Origin of the sequence: Edaphosphingomonas haloaromaticamans, assembly GCF_001853345.1 — a bacterium.
GTDB lineage: Bacteria > Pseudomonadota > Alphaproteobacteria > Sphingomonadales > Sphingomonadaceae > Sphingomonas_E > Sphingomonas_E fennica.
This window is the reverse complement of sequence record NZ_MIPT01000001.1, coordinates 1,976,246-1,992,690: the sequence shown is the minus strand read 5'-3', so window position 1 is coordinate 1,992,690 and position 16,445 is coordinate 1,976,246. Positions and strand designations below refer to the sequence as shown.

Annotated in this window: 14 protein-coding genes and 1 pseudogene; 5 read left to right on the top strand and 10 right to left on the bottom strand. The window is 66.7% G+C overall.

The features are described from left to right. Positions 1-147: 147 nt before the first annotated feature. From recA to dapA, 6 genes are all read right to left on the bottom strand, one after another. Positions 148-1,221 (bottom strand): recombinase RecA, encoded by a 1,074-nt coding sequence (gene recA / locus BHE75_RS09110; RefSeq protein ID WP_070933660.1) that lies wholly within the window; start codon positions 1,219-1,221, stop codon positions 148-150. Between the two features lie 94 nt (positions 1,222-1,315). Further along, positions 1,316-1,678, bottom strand: coding sequence for a response regulator (locus BHE75_RS09105; protein ID WP_015460293.1), 363 nt, complete (start codon positions 1,676-1,678; stop codon positions 1,316-1,318). An 88-nt stretch (positions 1,679-1,766) separates the two neighbouring features. After that, on the bottom strand, positions 1,767-4,175 hold the full coding sequence (locus tag BHE75_RS09100) for an ATP-binding protein (protein ID WP_070933659.1): 2,409 nt from the start codon (positions 4,173-4,175) through the stop codon (positions 1,767-1,769). 80 nt (positions 4,176-4,255) lie between these two features. Then, positions 4,256-4,801: a DUF2062 domain-containing protein gene (locus tag BHE75_RS09095; RefSeq protein ID WP_015460291.1), complete on the bottom strand. Its 546-nt coding sequence runs from the start codon at positions 4,799-4,801 to the stop codon at positions 4,256-4,258. Positions 4,802-4,806: 5 nt separating this feature from the next. After that, positions 4,807-5,289 carry an SsrA-binding protein SmpB gene (gene smpB, locus BHE75_RS09090; RefSeq protein ID WP_015460290.1) on the bottom strand — a complete coding sequence of 161 codons (483 nt, stop codon included), beginning with the start codon at positions 5,287-5,289 and terminating at the stop codon, positions 4,807-4,809. A gap of 57 nt (positions 5,290-5,346) precedes the next feature. Next, positions 5,347-6,222 (bottom strand): 4-hydroxy-tetrahydrodipicolinate synthase, encoded by an 876-nt coding sequence (dapA, locus tag BHE75_RS09085; protein WP_070935687.1) that lies wholly within the window; start codon positions 6,220-6,222, stop codon positions 5,347-5,349. Positions 6,223-6,314: 92 nt separating this feature from the next. On the opposite strand from dapA, the gene BHE75_RS09080 reads away from it, so the two are divergent. Both BHE75_RS09080 and greB read left to right on the top strand, forming a co-directional pair. Then, positions 6,315-8,324 carry a lytic transglycosylase domain-containing protein gene (locus BHE75_RS09080; RefSeq protein ID WP_070933658.1) on the top strand — a complete coding sequence of 670 codons (2,010 nt, stop codon included), beginning with the start codon at positions 6,315-6,317 and terminating at the stop codon, positions 8,322-8,324. Positions 8,325-8,337: 13 nt separating this feature from the next. Next, positions 8,338-8,826, top strand: a complete 489-nt coding sequence (gene greB / locus BHE75_RS09075) for a transcription elongation factor GreB (RefSeq protein ID WP_015460287.1) — start codon at positions 8,338-8,340, stop codon at positions 8,824-8,826. Positions 8,827-8,845: 19 nt separating this feature from the next. Here greB and BHE75_RS09070 read toward each other — a convergent pair whose 3' ends face one another. Together BHE75_RS09070 and aspS are read right to left on the bottom strand one after the other, a co-directional pair. After that, complete coding sequence (locus BHE75_RS09070; RefSeq protein ID WP_015460286.1) at positions 8,846-9,634, bottom strand: polyphosphate kinase 2 family protein; 789 nt, start codon at positions 9,632-9,634, stop codon at positions 8,846-8,848. 100 nt (positions 9,635-9,734) lie between these two features. Next, entirely contained in the window at positions 9,735-11,525 is a 1,791-nt protein-coding gene (gene aspS / locus BHE75_RS09065) for an aspartate--tRNA ligase (RefSeq protein ID WP_015460285.1), read from the bottom strand. Between the two features lie 96 nt (positions 11,526-11,621). Between aspS and rnd the strand changes: the two genes are divergently transcribed. From rnd to BHE75_RS09050, 3 genes are all read left to right on the top strand, one after another. Then, positions 11,622-12,797 carry a ribonuclease D gene (gene rnd, locus BHE75_RS09060; protein WP_015460284.1) on the top strand — a complete coding sequence of 392 codons (1,176 nt, stop codon included), beginning with the start codon at positions 11,622-11,624 and terminating at the stop codon, positions 12,795-12,797. Between the two features lie 126 nt (positions 12,798-12,923). After that, a complete protein-coding gene (locus tag BHE75_RS09055; protein WP_015460283.1) occupies positions 12,924-13,784 on the top strand; it encodes a Coq4 family protein in 861 nt (286 codons plus the stop codon). Positions 13,785-13,800: 16 nt separating this feature from the next. Further along, complete coding sequence (locus BHE75_RS09050) at positions 13,801-14,112, top strand: I78 family peptidase inhibitor (RefSeq protein ID WP_015460282.1); 312 nt, start codon at positions 13,801-13,803, stop codon at positions 14,110-14,112. Positions 14,113-14,144: 32 nt separating this feature from the next. On the opposite strand, the gene BHE75_RS09045 is transcribed toward BHE75_RS09050, so the two are convergent. Next, a complete protein-coding gene (locus BHE75_RS09045) occupies positions 14,145-15,611 on the bottom strand; it encodes a Ppx/GppA family phosphatase (protein WP_084653481.1) in 1,467 nt (488 codons plus the stop codon). A 108-nt stretch (positions 15,612-15,719) separates the two neighbouring features. After that, positions 15,720-16,445, bottom strand: a pseudogene (locus tag BHE75_RS24930) (RNA degradosome polyphosphate kinase); the annotation flags it as partial.

Here is a 16,445-nt window from a genome sequence, read left to right as displayed (position 1 = left end):
ATCGGATGGTGCCGCGCGGCCCTTCCCTGCTACCGGGCCGCGGCGGATCGCCTCGCCTCCTTCCTGGATGCCTCCTTCGCGGGCAAGGAAAAGGGCGGCCGCAACCTTCGTTGCAGCCGCCCTTTCAGCTTTCCGAACCCCGTCCCCTCAGAGGTCGTCGTCAGGTTCAGGCCCGGACATCAGCGCTTCGGCCACGTCCGCCGAATTGCCGCGGATCGCCCTTTCCAATCGCTCGGCGACCTCGGGATTCTCGCGAAGATAGGTCTTCGCATTTTCGCGGCCCTGGCCGATGCGGATCGAATCATAGCTGAACCAGGCGCCGGACTTCTCGACGATCCCGGCCTTGACGCCGAGGTCGAGGATTTCACCCACCTTGGAAACGCCCTCGCCATACATGATGTCGAATTCGACCTGCTTGAACGGCGGGGCGACCTTGTTCTTCACCACCTTCACGCGGGTCGCGTTGCCGACGATATCGTCGCGATCCTTGATCTGGCCGGTGCGGCGGATGTCGAGGCGAACCGACGCATAGAATTTCAGCGCGTTGCCGCCCGTCGTGGTTTCCGGGTTGCCGTACATGACGCCGATCTTCATGCGGATCTGGTTGATGAAGATCACCAGGCAGCGCGACCGGCTGATCGATCCGGTGATCTTGCGCAGCGCCTGGCTCATCAGCCGGGCCTGCAGGCCGACATGGCTGTCGCCCATCTCGCCTTCGATTTCCGCGCGCGGCACCAGCGCGGCCACCGAGTCCACCACAAGCACGTCGATCGCGTTCGACCGGATGAGCGTGTCGGTGATCTCCAGCGCCTGCTCGCCCGTGTCGGGCTGCGACACGATCAGCTCGTCAATGTCCACGCCCAGCTTGCGGGCGTAGACGGGGTCGAGCGCATGTTCCGCATCCACGAAGGCGGCGGTGCCGCCGGCCTTCTGCGCCTCGGCAATGGCATGCAGCGCCAGCGTCGTCTTGCCCGAGCTTTCCGGGCCGAAAATCTCGATGATGCGCCCGCGCGGCAGGCCGCCGATGCCGAGCGCGATATCCAACCCCAGCGATCCGGTCGAAATCGCCTCGATCTCGATCTTCTCGCGGCTTCCCAACTTCATCGCGGAGCCCTTGCCGAACGCGCGATCGATCTGCGCGAGAGCGGCTTCGAGGGCTTTCTGCCTATCCATATCGGCCTTTNCCTTTTCGGAACCGATGAGCTTCAACTGTGCGGCCATCCGGTCAGCTCCCCTCGTAGATCGCGCATCGGCGCGGTTCAACAGGCAGCTTCGTACACGGATTGTTCCATGAGAACAAGAGGGGAACGAACGGTCAGGCGGTAGCGGCTATCCCGTCCAGCCCCAGGCGCACCCCGTCCATGGTGAAGGGCTTGATGAGCACAGGCGCCTGGGCATGCCGGCCCGGCGGCGGCTCGACATGGCCGCCCGTCGCCAGCAGGAACGGCTTGGACGCGGCCACCAGGGCATCGGCAACCGGCCAGCTCGCCTCGCCGCCCCGCAGGTGGACATCGAGGATCGCGGCATCGAAATCGCCGCCGGCGACCATGGCCAGCGCGCCTTCGACCGAATCGACGGCGCCGGCCACCTCATGACCGAGACTTTCCAGATAGTCTTCGAGGACCATCGCGATCAGCGGTTCATCCTCGACGACCAAGATACGGAGGGTCTGGTTCATTTCGATGGTCATACAATGACAACAAGGCGCCGACCAGTGCCTGCCGCGCCCTCCGTTCGCCGATGCGGCAAACCGCTTCGCCGCCCGCTCAGGAAGCCGCCGTCCCCTTGGCGCCCAGCGCATCGCGCGCCGCCTCAGCCAGTTGCTGGACCGAAAAGGGCTTGGCCAGGAAAGCCACCCGATCGAGATCGATCGAACGGCGAAGCTGCTCCTCGGCATAGCCGGACATGAACAGGATCGGCAGCCTGGGGAACATCTCGCGCGCATGGCGGACGAGCGTCGGCCCGTCCATGGTGGGCATCACCACGTCGGACACGAGCAGGTCGATCGTCTCCCCGCCATCGGCCGCCATGCCCTGCAGCACTTCCAGCGCCTCCTCGCCATTGGCAGCGGTCAACACCTTGTAGCCCTGGCGGGTGAGCGCGCGTTCGGCCACGGCGCGGACCATATCCTCGTCCTCGACCAGCAGGATCGTCCCCGTTCCCCACAATTCGCCCTGGCGCGGCTTCTTGGGCGGGGGCGGCGCATCCAGCATGGGGTCCGCGCGATGGACGGGGAGATAGATGACGAAGCTGGTGCCGACGCCGGGCTTGGAATCGGCGAAGATGAACCCGCCCGATTGCTTGACGATGCCGTAGACGGTGGACAGGCCGAGGCCGGTGCCCTTGCCCACTTCCTTGGTGGTGAAAAAGGGTTCGAATATCTTGCCCAGCAGTTCCGCCGGAATGCCGGTGCCGGTGTCGGAGACGCTGAGCGCGGTATAATCGGCGACCGGCAGGATATCGCTATTGAGACGGCGCACCTCGGCGGCGGTGACGCCATAGGTCTGCACCGTCAGCGTGCCGCCATCCGGCATCGCATCGCGCGCGTTCACCGCTAGGTTGACGATGACCTGTTCGAGCTGGCCCGGATCGGCGCGGACCTGGCCGAGATTGCGGCCATGCTTGACGACGAGGCGGACCCGTTCGCCCAGCAGCCGCTTGATGAGATTGGATATTTCCGAAATGACGTCCGGCAGTTGCAGCACCTGCGGGCGCAGCGTCTGCTGACGGGAGAAAGCGAGGAGCTGGCGGGTCAGGCCGGCGGCACGGTTCGAATTCTGGCGGATCTGCTGGATATCGTCATAATCGCTCTCGCCCGGCCGGTGGCGCAGCAGCATCAGATCGCAATGGCCGATGATGGCGGTCAGGATATTGTTGAAATCATGCGCGACGCCGCCGGCGAGCTGGCCCACGGCCTGCATCTTCGTCGCCTGCGCCACCTGGTTCTTGAGGCGCGATTCCTCGCTATTGTCCTTGAGGCTCAGCAGCACCGCCGCCTCGCCCAGCCCGCGCGCGCCGGCGATGGTGAGCGCCACCGCCTCGTCCGCGCGATAGCGGAGGCGGACGGCGATGTCGCCGGACATGCGCTGGCCCGCGGCGAAACGGCGCACCGCGTCGGCCACGGCAGCCTTGTCCTCCTTCACCACGAGATCGCTGGGATAGAGCACCGGCTGCCCCTGCGGCAGCCCCGCCGCGCGCCGGAAGGCATCGTTCATGAAGAGGATGCGGCCGTCGCGCTCCGCCAGCGCAAGGCCCAGCGGCAGCATCGCCAGCAGGGCTTCGACATGATCGGAGGCGGCATCGGCCGCCGGCCGGAGCGCGCCGGCATCGTCGAGCAGCAGGAACAGGGTGGGGCTTTCGCCGACGCCGTCGTCCAGCGGCACCTGCACCACCCGCAACGGGGTCGCCTCATCCCCTTCATGGCGGAAGCGGATCACATCGCCGCCGCTGTCGTCGAAAAGATCGGCAAGCGCGTGGATGCCGGCTTCCTCATTGCCCAGCGCGCGCTGGAGGAATACCCGGTTGGCGGCGACGAGCCGGCCGCCGCCATCGGCGATGGCCGCCATCATCCCGGCCGCGCCTAGGCGCTGCCCCCCCTCGCCTTCCACCAGCCTGCGGGTTTCATCGACCAGCTGGCCGCCGCGCATCCGCCGCAGCCGCCAGACGAGATGGTCCTGCGCCGTGCCCGCCCGCAGCGCGGTGGCGGAAAGCCGTCCACGCCCGGTCGCCAGCCCCTCGACCTCGGCCCAGCCGTCACGCCATGCCGACCGGCCGGCCCCCGCCAGACGATCGTCGCCATGATCGCCGATCGCAAGCCCCGGCGGCGCCGGCAGGCCGGGAAACCATTCGCCGAAGGTGCGGTTGGCGCAGATCAGCCGCCCGGACCTGTCGGTGATCGCGACCGCTTCGGACGAATCGCCGATGGCGGCGTTGAGCAGGCCGATATCGCCCATGGTCGCCGCGTCGGCCAGGCCGGACCGGTGCCGGCCGAGCAGCAGGATGAGCCCGCCGGCCGCGAGGAAGACGAGGAGAAAGACGCCGGCCGCCAGCACATCGCCGAGCAGCCAGAGCAGCAGCAGCGCCGTGCCGAGGCCGAGGCCCGCCACGCCCAGCAGGATCGCGCGATCGCCGCGTTCGGAAGCCTGGACCGGGAGGAACGGAAAGGCGGTTGCCATGATCCTGTTTCATCCTCCGGCAAGGCGCGGCCCGTCAAGCGCGGCGGCGGCGATCCATCCGATGCCGCGACCGGCAGGGCTCAATCGTTACGCTGGCGCTCATGCCGGCGGTGCCGCCACTTGTGGGCGATCCACATCCGCCAGGTGATGGAGGCGACCAGATAGCCGAGCACCGCGCCGACGACCGCCACGACGACCAGCCCGAGGCCGAGCGCCGGGCCGACGTCGCGCAGCAGCCATTCGCTCCAGCCCATCGCCTTGTTCACGCCTTCGACGACAGCCGGATCGCCGCCATGATGGCCCAGCATCATCCGGCCGATCCAGATGGAGAAGGCCCAGATGGCGGGGGTGGTGAACGGATTGGTGATGAATGTGGTGAGCGCCGCCACCGGCACGTTCGCGCGCGACGGCAAGGCAAAGATCGCGGCGAACACCGTCTGCGCCACGGGGATGAGCACGCCGACCAGCACGCCCAGCGCCACGCCGCGCGGCACCGAGCGGCGGTGGAAGCGCCACAGTTCGGGCAAAAGGATGCGGTGCGCGATCGGCCGCAGCCAGCCGATCCGCTCGAACGTCTCGCGCGTGGGCATGTTGCGCTCCGACCAGGCGCGCATTCTCTCGAACATCGCGCCTAACCCCGGTCGCGCAGCAGGCGCTGCTGTTCGCGTTTCCAGTCCCGCGACTTTTCCGTCTCCCGCTTGTCGTGCAATTTCTTGCCCTTGGCGAGCGCGAGTTCCACCTTCGCCCGGCCGCGCGGATTGAAATAGATGGACAGCGGAATCAGCGTCATCCCCTCGCGGGAGACGGCGTTGCGCATCTTTTCGATCTCGCGTTCGTGCAGCAGCAGCTTGCGCGGCCGCTTCGGCTCGTGATTGAAACGGTTGCCATGGCTGAATTCCGGGATGTTGGAATTGATGAGCCAGGCCTGCCCGTCCCTCACCTCGGCATAGCTTTCGGCGATCGATCCCTCGCCGAACCGCAGCGACTTCACCTCGGTGCCGGTCAGCGCGATGCCCGCCTCGAAGAATTCCTCCAGGAAATATTCATACCGCGCCCGCCGGTTTTCGGCGACCGTTTTCACTTTTTCAAAGGTTGCGGGCTTGGGGCGGGCCATCTCTTGCTTTCTTGGGCGCAGAATCGCGTCATGCGCCCATATGGGGGACGGTAGCTGTTACACCAGCCCCGCATGGGCGAGCGCCGCATCCACCGCCTTGCGGCTCGCTTCCGACGGCCAGGTCATCGGCAGGCGCAATTCCACGGGGAAATCCGGGCGGGTACGGCTGAGCGCATATTTGACGGGGCCGGGTGAAGCATCGGTGAACAGAGCGCTGTGCAGCGGGAACAGCCGGTCCTGAAGCGCCAGCGCCCCCTTCCAGTCGCCGGAAAGGCAGGCGGCCTGGAAATCGGCGCACAGCCGGGGCGCGACATTGGCCGTGACGGAGATGCAGCCGACGCCACCCATTGCCATGAAGCCCAGCGCCATATCGTCATTGCCGGAAAGCTGGCAGAAATCCGCCCCGCAGGCGAGCCGCTGGGCGGCCACCCGCTCCACCTTGCCGCTGGCATCCTTGACGCCGACGATGGTGGGAAGCCGGGCGAGCGTCGCCATGGTATCCACGGTGATATCCGTCACGGTGCGCGCGGGCACGTTGTAGAGGATGATCGGCAGATCGCAATTTTCGGCGAGGTAGGTGTAATGCGCGATCAGCCCATCCTGGTTGGGACGGTTATAATAAGGCAGCACGACCAGCCCGGCGGCGGCGCCGGCCGCCTTGGCATGCTGCATATGTTCCAGCGCGACCTTGGTGTCGTTCGATCCGCAGCCCGCGATCACCGGCACGCGGCCGGCCGCCTGATCGATGCACACCGCGACTACATGGTTATGCTCGTCGATCGACATGGTGGCGCTTTCGCCCGTCGTGCCGCAGGGCACGAGCGCGGACGAGCCGTTCTCGATCTGGAAATCGACGAAGGCGCGGAAGGCCGCCTCGTCGAACCGCCCGTTGCGAAACGGCGTCACGAGAGCCGGAATCGACCCGCTGAACATCATGCACTCCCTTCACCTGAAGCCCAGGGCGCGGCATAGTGCGCGATATGGGCCGGTTATGTTCAGCGGCTGATAAGGATGCCAGCCACATCATGTCCAGCATGTTGAAGCGCGTTTTGAGCCTGGGTGTGCTTATGGCGTCGGTGGCCGGCGCCGCGACGCTGACCACGGAGCAGCGGGACTGGTATCGCGGGCGGCTGGGGCTGTCGGCCGCCAGCGGGCTTCCGGCCGCCGGCGTGGCCGCCGACCCCGTGGCCGAAGGGGTGGTCCGCTGGAGCCGCCTGCGCCAGACGGACAGCCTGCCCTTTTCCGAATATGCCAGCTTTCTGATCGCCTTCCCCGGCTGGCCCGGCGAATCGGCGATGCGCCGGACGGCCGAACGCCAGCTGGAGACGCTGCCCGGCGCGCCGGCGGACGTCGCGCGATTCTTCGATCGCTTCCCGCCCTTGACCAACAGCGGCCGGCTGCGCCAGGCCGAGGCGCTGGCCGCGATCGGCCGGTCGGCCGACGCCGTTGCCGCGGCGCGCGCGGCCTGGACCGGCGGATCGCTGAGCGATGCGGAAGAACAGCGCCTCATCGCCCGCTTCGGCGGACAGCTCACCCAGGCGGACCAGGATCTTCGGATGGAACGGCTGCTGTGGAACCGGCAGACGACCGCCGCCCAGCGCCAGATGGCCCGCACGTCGCCGGTGCGGCAGGCGCTGTTCGATGCCCGGCTGGCCATGCAGACCAACCGGGCCGACGCCGCCGACAAGGCGATGGTGTTCGCCACGACCGGCAACAGCGATCCCGGTTTCGTCGCCGATCGCGCCCGCTGGCTGCGCGACAACGGCCAGAGCGTGAACGCGCGATCCTGGCTGGCGCAGCGGCGCAGCTTCGCCAGCCCGCCGCTCGATGCCGAAAAATGGCTGGACGTGCTGGTGACGAACGCGCGCGGCGCGGCCAACGACAACCAGACCAGCTACGCGCTGGGCATGGCCCAGCAGGCGGATGGCGCCTTCGCCCCCGGCACCGTGATCCGCGACCGCCCCTTTGGCGAGCGGGACAAATATACCGACCTCGTCTGGCTTGGCGGGATGACCGCGCTCAAGAAGATGAACCGCCCCGCCGACGCCGCGACGCTCTTCAGCCGCTACGCCGCCGCCGCGCAGTCGCCCGGCACGCAGACCAAGGGGCTCTACTGGGCCGGCCGCGCCGCGCTGGCGGCGGGCGATCCCACGGCGGCCAACCGCTACTTCACCGAGGCGGCATCGCATGCGGACCAGTTCTACGGCCAGCTTGCCGCCGAACGGCTGGGCCGGACGGTGGAGACGCCCCATGTCGACCCCATCACCATAACCCCCGCCGAGCGCACGAGCTTCGCGCAACGGCCGATCGTGCGGGCCGCGCGCATATTGGGCGAGCTGGGATCGTGGCGCGACCAGAGCCAGTTCCTGCGCGCGATAGCCCAGGATGCGAAATCCGATGCGGATCACGCCCTTTCGGCCGAATTGTCGCGCGAGATCGGGCGGCCCGACCTGGGGGTGATGGTGGCCCGCAACGCCCGCAACACCGGCGTCAGCGATTTCGTGCCCACCGGCTTCCCCCAGATCGCCGTGCCGCCGACAGAGCGGAACAATTGGGTGATGATCCATGCCATCACCCGGCAGGAGAGCCAGTTCGACCGCGAGGCCGTGAGCCATGCCGGCGCGCGCGGGCTGATGCAGCTGATGCCGGGCACCGCGCGCGAGCAGGCGGGCAAGATGGGCCTGCCTTATGATTATGACCGGCTGGTCAAGGACCCGTCCTACAACATCATGCTGGGCTCCAGCTTCTTCCAGCGCTTGCTCGATTATTATGGCGGCAGCCACGTGCTGGCGGTGGCGAGTTACAACGCCGGCCCAGGAAATGTTAACAAGTGGCTGAAAACAAACGGAGATCCCCGGATGAGCGGTATCGACGTCGTCGAATGGATCGAAGCGATCCCGCTCAGCGAAACGCGCGGCTATGTGCAGCGCGTGCTGGAAAACGCCGTCGTCTATTCCGCCATGAACCCGCAATATGCCCGCATGCCGGCGCGCAACAAGCTGTCGGCCTATCTCGGCAAATCGACGCCGGGCTGATATCGGCGGGCACATGAACGACCGCCCGAACTATATCACCCCCGCCGGGCTGAGGGCCCTGCGCGAACGCTATGACCAGCTTTTCGCCATCGAGCGGCCGAAGCTCGTCGAAACCATTTCCTGGGCGGCGGGCAATGGCGACCGGTCCGAGAATGGCGACTATATCTACGGCCGCAAGAAACTGCGCGAGATCGATCGGGAGCTGGGCTTCCTCTCGCGCCGGATGAAGGCGGCCAAGGTGATCGATCCGGCCGCCCAGGCCGATCGCGATCGGGTGTGGTTCGGCGCCACGGTGACGCTAGTGGACGAGGACGACAAGGAGCGTATCGTCACCCTGATCGGCGAGGATGAGGCCGATGCCGGCCAGGGCCGGATAAGCTGGCGCTCCCCCTTCGCCCGTGCGCTCAAGGGGGCGGCCGTCGGCGACGTGCGCAGCGTCCAGCTCCCCGCCGGTCCCAAGGAATGGGAAGTGCTGGCGATCAGCTATCCGCCGGCGGGCTGAGGCCCCCCGCGGCCTTCCGTCATTCCATCTCGAAATCGACGCCGAATGCCGTGCGGGCGATCGCCACCAATTCCGGCGGCGGCGGCGGCGGCTTCATCGGCACGGCCTTTTCCAGCTTTTCGGCGATCAGGTTGAGCGCCGCGATGCGGGCCGCCTTCTTGTTGTTGCCGTCGATCACGTGCCACGGTGCCCAGCGCGTGTCGGTATGCTCGAACATCTCGTGCATCGCCGTCAGATATTCCGGCCGGCGTGAACGGTTGCGAAAATCCTCGCGCCCGGTCTTCCACCGCTTCCACGGATGGAGGAGGCGTTCCTTGAGGCGTTCGTCCTGGGTATCCTGGGTGATGTGGAGGAACAGCTTGATGATGGGCGTGCCATCTTCCTTCTGCTGCGCCTCGAACTCGTTGATCTCGTCATAGGCGCGGCGCCACTGCTTTTCGGTGGCGAAATTCTCGACGCGCTCCACCAGCACCCGGCCATACCAGCTGCGATCGAACACGCCGATCTCGCCCTGGCCCGGCAGGCGTTTCCAGAAGCGCCAGAGGAAATGGCGGGCCTTCTCCTCCTCGGTGGGCGCGGAGATCGGCCAGACCTCGAAATGACGGGGGTCCCATTTGGCGGTGAGGCGCTGGATGATGCCCCCCTTGCCGGCCGCGTCCCACCCTTCGAACATGACGACGCTGCGCCGGCCGTGGATGATGTGGGCGACCTGCACGCGCGCAAGCCGCTCCTGCACGCTTTCCAGCGCCTTATCATAGTCGCCGTCGAACTTTTCGCCCTTTTCGTAGTCCGAAAGATCGATCGCCATACGCTTTCCCCTCACGCCTGCGGGAAGGGAAAGGCGTGGGCAAAGGGTGCCGCCAAGTCAAGCCGCTCGGCGGCGCGCCCCTTGCCCCGCTGCGGGACGGTCAGCCCTTCGAAGGCTCGACGACGCGGATGTTGAGCTCGCGCAGCTGCTTCATCGTCGCGGGCGCGGGCGCCTGCATCATCAGGTCCTCCGCCTTCTGCGTCATCGGGAAGACGATCACCTCGCGGATGTTCGGCTCATCCGCCAACAGCATGACGATGCGGTCCACGCCCGGTGCCGATCCGCCGTGCGGCGGCGCGCCATATTTGAAGGCGTTGATCATGCCGGCGAAGTTGGTGTCCACATCCTCGCGGCTGTAGCCGGCGATCTCGAACGCCTTGTACATGATCTCCGGCTTGTGGTTCCGGATCGCGCCGGACGACAATTCCACGCCGTTGCAGACGATATCATACTGATAAGCGAGGATATCGAGCGGGTCCTTCGTTTCCAGCGCCTCCAGCTCGCCCTGCGGCATCGAGAAGGGGTTGTGGCTGAAATCGATCTTCTTCGCGTCCTCGTCATATTCGAACATCGGGAAATCGACGATCCAGCAGAATTCGAAGCGGCTGGCATCGATCAGGCCCAATTGCTCGCCCACCCGCGTGCGGGCGAGGCCGGCGAGCTTGGCAGCCTGCGCTTCCTTGCCGGCCGCGAAGAACAGGCCGTCGTCCGGGCCGAGGCCCAGCGCGTCGGCCATAGCGTTCATGCCCTCTTCGCCATGATTCTTGGCGATCGGGCCGCCCCATTCGCCGCCCTTGCGGGTGGCATAGCCGAGGCCGGCAAAGCCTTCCGACTGCGCCCAGGCGTTCATGTCGTCGAAGAATTTGCGGCTCTTGTCCGCCGTATTCGGCGCCGGGATGGCGCGGACGACATCGCCCGCCTCGACGATCGAGGCGAAGCGGCCGAAGCCCGAACCTTCGAAATAGCCGGACACGTCCGAGATCAGGATCGGATTGCGCAGGTCCGGCTTGTCGTTGCCATATTTCAGCATCGATTCCCTGTAGGGAATGCGGCGGAACGGCAGCGGCGAAACGGTGCGGCCCTTGCCTTCGAAATCGGCGAACTCCTCGAACACGCCATGAAGCACGGGTTCGATCGCGGCGAACACATCCTCCTGGGTGACGTAGCTCATCTCGAAATCGAGCTGGTAGAACTCGCCCGGCGAACGATCGGCGCGGGCATCCTCGTCGCGGAAGCAGGGCGCGATCTGGAAATAGCGGTCGAAGCCGGCGACCATCAGCAGCTGCTTGAACATCTGCGGCGCCTGCGGGAGCGCATAGAATTTGCCGGGATGGACGCGGCTGGGGACGAGATAGTCGCGCGCGCCCTCGGGCGACGAGGCCGTCAGGATCGGCGTCTGGAATTCGGTGAAGCCCTGGTCGATCATCCGCCGGCGCAGCGAGGCGATGACGTTGGAGCGCAGGACGATATTCTTGTGCAGGCGATCGCGGCGCAGATCGAGATAGCGATAGCGCAGGCGGATATCCTCCGGATATTCGGCCTCGCCGGCCACCGGCAGCGGCAGCTCCGCCGCGGCCGACTGGACGGTCGCTTCGCGGGCATAGACCTCGATCTCGCCGGTGGCGAGGTTGGGATTGGTGGTGCCTTCGGCGCGCAGCTTCACGTTGCCGGTAATGGTAATCACCGATTCGACGCGCACCGCGTCCAGCGTGGCGAAAGCCGGGGAATCGCCGTCCGCCACGATCTGCGTGAGGCCGTAATGATCGCGCAGATCGACGAAGAGCACGCCGCCATGGTCGCGCTTGCGGTGGACCCAGCCCGAGAGACGGACCGTGGCGCCTTCATCGGCGGCGCGCAGTTGGGCGCAGTTATGCGAGCGGTAAGCGTGCATCGGGTTCTTTCGACTTTTTGGAATTATTCGCGTGGCCCGCGCTTCGCGCGTGCATGCGCGCCTTGTCAAGCCGCGATACCGGGCTATGCACCACTCATGCAGATTCATCCGCTGATTACAGATAGCGCCACGCTCGCCGCCCTCGTCGCTCGCCTTGCCCAATCGCCGTTCGTGGCGGTCGATACGGAATTCATGCGGGAGAACACCTACTGGCCCGATCTGTGCCTGATCCAGATCGCCGACGACAAGGAAGCCGCCGCCATCGATCCCAAGGCCAAAGGCCTTGATCTGAAACCACTTCTTGATCTTCTGGTCGATAATGAGGACGTGCTGAAGGTCTTCCACGCCGGCGGCCAGGACCTCGAGATCGTCTACAACCTGACGGGCAAGACGCCGCACCCGCTGTTCGATACCCAGGTCGCCGCCATGGCGCTCGGCATGGGGGAACAGGTCGGCTATTCGAACCTCGTCGAATCGATTCTCGGCATCAAGCTCGACAAGGGCGCCCGCTTCACGGACTGGGGGCGCCGCCCGCTCGACAAGCGCCAGATCGATTATGCGATCGGCGACGTGACCCATCTCGTCGAAATCTTCCCGAAGATGCTGAACCGGCTGCGCAAGACCGGCCGGGGCCAGTGGCTGGATCAGGAGATGGAGCGGCTGGGCGATCCCGCCAATTATGAGAATCTGCCCGAGCAGGCCTGGACGCGCATCCGCGTGCCCAGCCGCAAGGCCGATGTGCTGGGCCGGTTGAAGGCGCTGGCGGCGTGGCGCGAGCGCGAGGCGCAGGGCAAGAACCTGCCGCGCGGCCGCATCGCCAAGGATGAGACGCTGGCCGATATCGCCGCCCACCCCCCCAAATCGCAGGCGGACCTGGCCAAGGTGCGCGGCCTTTCGCCAAGCTGGGCCAGCAACGACATTGGCGGCCGGCTGATCGGCGCGATCGAGGCGGCGACGCCGCTGTCCGACGACGAGATGCCCCCGCGCGAGGACCGCAAGCCCGGCCTGGGCAAGGAAGGCGCGCTGGTGGCCGATCTGCTGAAGCTGCTGCTGAAGGTGCGTTCGCGCGAATCCGACGTGGCGCCGCGCCTGATCGCCCGATCGGACGAGCTGGAGGCGATCGCCGCCGGCCAGCGCGAGGGCCTCGCGCTGCTGGAAGGGTGGCGTTACGACCTGTTCGGCAAGGATGCGCTGGCGCTGGTCGAAGGCCGGATGGCGTTCAGCGTGCGCAAGGGCCGCATGGTGATGTCCGAGGTGACGCCGCCGGAATAAGACACCGCGGCGAGTGAACGCCCTTCATTTTGCGCTTGGCGCCCCGCGCGGGCGCGGGCACACTCCGTTTCGACTGCGCACGCCGGCCCCGGCCGCGAGAGATGCGCGCGACAACGGAGACGGACCATGGATGATTTTTCGCGTCTCGGCGTGATTGACATGCCGACGGAAAGCAGCGTTCTCGTCAGTTCCTCGCGCTACCTCAACAATCCCCGGCTGGGCGACGCGATGACCACCGCGATGCTTCGCCGCAACGGCCGCGACCGGCGCGTGGGGTGGGACAGCACCAATATCGTCCGCGCTTATTGGGAGGTGCGCGATACCGGCGAGATCAACCGGCTGCTGGCCGAGGAGCGCAAGCGCAACGCGGAATTCGATGCGTTCATGGAGGAACGCTTCATCTCCACCTTCACCCGCGAAGACCTGGCCGACTATCCCAAAGGCACGCTGGGCCGGATATTCCACGACTATCTCGTGGCGGGCGATCTCGACATCGCGCTCGATCCGCGCCTGCGCGTCGATCCCGACTGGCGGCCGGCCACGGACCTCGAATATTTCGAGCTGCGGTCGGCGCAGACCCATGATTTCGAACATATATTGGGCGGCGTCGGCTTCGATGCCATGGCGGAGGTCGTGCCCTTCTGGATGCGGATCGAGAATTGGAACCGCAACATGTCGCCGGAGCTGGCCGGCGAGATGGTCTCGCTCAACATGCTGCTGATCATGCCGATGTTCACCCGCGTGCAGCTCCATTATCCGGCCGCCTACGCCACCCTTTCGGACTTCGTGGAGCGCGGCATCCAGATCGGCCGGGTCGCCAGGCCGCTGTTCACCGCGAAATATGAGCCGCTGTTCGGGCTGAGCCTGAACGAGGCGCGCGCCGCCATGAACATTCCGCCTGTGGAACATTATGACTCCTCGGAAGTTTCCACCTATTTCGGGGAAGGCGCGCCCGGCACGGTGAAGCAACCGAAAGCGGCCGCCTGAAACGCAGGAGGAAAGCATGCGCGTGAAGGGCCTGGCACTCATCGGCGTGGGCGCATTGTTGCTGAGCGGCTGCATGGACGATCATCACGACCGTCCGGGACATTCGCGACCGCCGCGCCCGCAGGGCGAATGCCGGGCTGACCGCGCGCAATATCTCGTCGGCAAGGTGGCCGAAGGCGGCGTGATCGAACGTGCCCGCAAGGCAACAGGCGCGCGAACGGTGCGGATGCTGCGCCCCGGCCAGCCCGTGACGATGGATTATCGCGCGGACCGGCTGAACGTGGAGGTCGATTCGCGGCAGTTCATCCGCTCGATCCGCTGCGGCTGAGGCACAAGGGGAGGACCTCCCTCCCCTCCCTCCTATCCGGCGATGGCCAGGCTCGCCTTGAGGCCGAAGGCCGCGGCCAGCGTCTTGTGCCGGCGTTCGACCGATTCGCCATAGAGCGCGGAATCGGCCGGGCGCAGCACGAGCACGAGCGCACTGCCCGATCGCTGCAAGGCGCTGGTTTCCAGGGGCTCGGCCACGCCGCCGCTGAGCCGCTGGCCCAGCCGCATGGCCAGCCCCCAGCGTTCGGCCTGGGCGATCTCTTCCGGCAGCAGCAGCGCCGCGACCACCGGGGCGATGCCTTCGCCGCCGAAGCTGCGGTAGAGCGCATGGGCCATCTTCGCCCGCCCCTGCGCGTCCACCCCCACCCAATTGCCGTGAAGCGCGGTTTCGAGGCCGCGCACCGCGCGGAATTCCGGGTGAGCGCGCCAGCCCACGTCCGCGNGCAGGCAGGCGGCATGGCGCAGGCGGGCGTCGGCCGGCTCTTCTTCCTTGAAGAGCGGGGCAACCCAGCGGTTCAACAGGTCGCCATGCTCGGCGAAGCGCCNCTGGCGCACGCCTTCCTCGCGCGTGGCGCAGAGCAGCGGATCCTGCGCGCGGACATCCTCGGGCAGGCTCTGATGGAGCAGCCCCTCGCGCAGGCCATAGGCCGAGACGACGAGTCCGCTCGAGCCGAGATGCTTCACCAGCGTCGCCAGCAGGGCGGCGGCGTTGCCGAGCGTCGGGATACGGGGCTGCGACAGGCCGGGAACGTCGCGCAGCCGGGCCTTGTCGAGATGGGCGAGCGAGCGGACCAGCCGCGCGGGCGCCTCCGCCGGCATGCGATAATGGTGGATGATGGGCAGCGGGAAATCGGAAAGGAACATGTCCAGCCGCGCCAGCGACCGCCAGGAGCCGCCGACGAGATAGAAGGGCAGCCCCTGCCCCCGCCCTTCCCAGCCGGATTTGCCGATCGCGTTGGCCACCACCTTTTCCAGCGCTTTCGGTCCCTTGGCCCGGATGGCGGCGATGCGGAGAACGCCCAGGGGGAAGGAGACGCGCTCGTGGATGCGGCCCCCGCCGACGCGGATCAGCTCCAGGCTCCCGCCGCCGAGATCGCCGACGATCCCGTCCGCGTCCGGTATGCCGGCGAGCACGCCATAGCCCGCCATCTTGGCTTCGTCCTCGCCGGAAAGAAGCTCGACATCGAGGCCCAGCGCCTCGATCTGCCCGATGAAGCCGGGGCCGTTGCTCGCTTCCCGCACGGCGGCGGTGGCGACGGTGCGGATCTGGGTGACGCCCATCTGCGCGGCCAGCCGCTGGAAGCGTGACAGCGCCGTGAGCGCGCGGTCGGTCGCCTCCTCGTCCAGCGCGCCGTCCTTCACCAGCCCGCGGCCCAGGCCCGCCATCACCTTTTCGTTGAACAGGATCGAAGGGATGCGGACCGGCCCGTCATAGACGACGAGGCGAATCGAGTTGGACCCGATGTCGATGATGGCCGTGCGGCCTTCAGCGGAGCCCATGGGGGCTTTCCTGCGATAGAACGAAGCGGCGACCATGCGATGCGAAGTTAACCGGATTTCGTTTCCACCGAAAGGAAAAGCGGCGGAACGATCCCGGATTAATCCGCCTTATCCACCCCGCCGAAGGCTGAGCTTGGGCACGGCGCCGCTGCGTTCCAATGCCGCGCCACGGCCCGAAAGCGACGGATTGGTCATGAAATAGCGGTGCAGGTTGAAGGGCCGCTTGCCCGGATCGACCCGCTGATAGCTGCCGTCCGCGCGCAGGTGCCAGCTCTGCTCGCTGTCGATCAGGTTGGCCACCATCACCTGATCGAGGATCTGGGCGTGGACCGTCGGGTTTTCGATCGGCAGCATATATTCCACCCGCCGGTCGAAATTGCGCGGCATCCAGTCCGCCGAGGAAATGAACACCTTCGCATTCTTGTTGGGCAAGGCCGCGCCGTTGCCGAAGCAGATGATGCGGCTATGCTCCAGGAAGCGGCCGACCACCGACTTCACATGGATATTGTCCGACATGCCGGGCACGCCGGGGCGCAGGCAGCATATGCCCCGCACCACCAGATCGATCTGCACGCCGGCGGCGCTGGCGCGGTAGAGCTGCTCGATGATGGCGGGATCGACCAGCGAGTTCATCTTGGCCCAGATCGCCGCCGGCTTGCCCGCGGCGGCATTGTCGATTTCGGCCTGGATCAGCTCGCACAGCCGGTCGCGCATGCCATGCGGGGACATGACGAGCATTTCGAGATTGGCCGGCTCGACATAGCCGGTGATGTAGTTGAAGAGCTGCGCCGCATCGCGGCCCGCGCGCGGATCGGCGGTGAAGAAGCTGAGGTC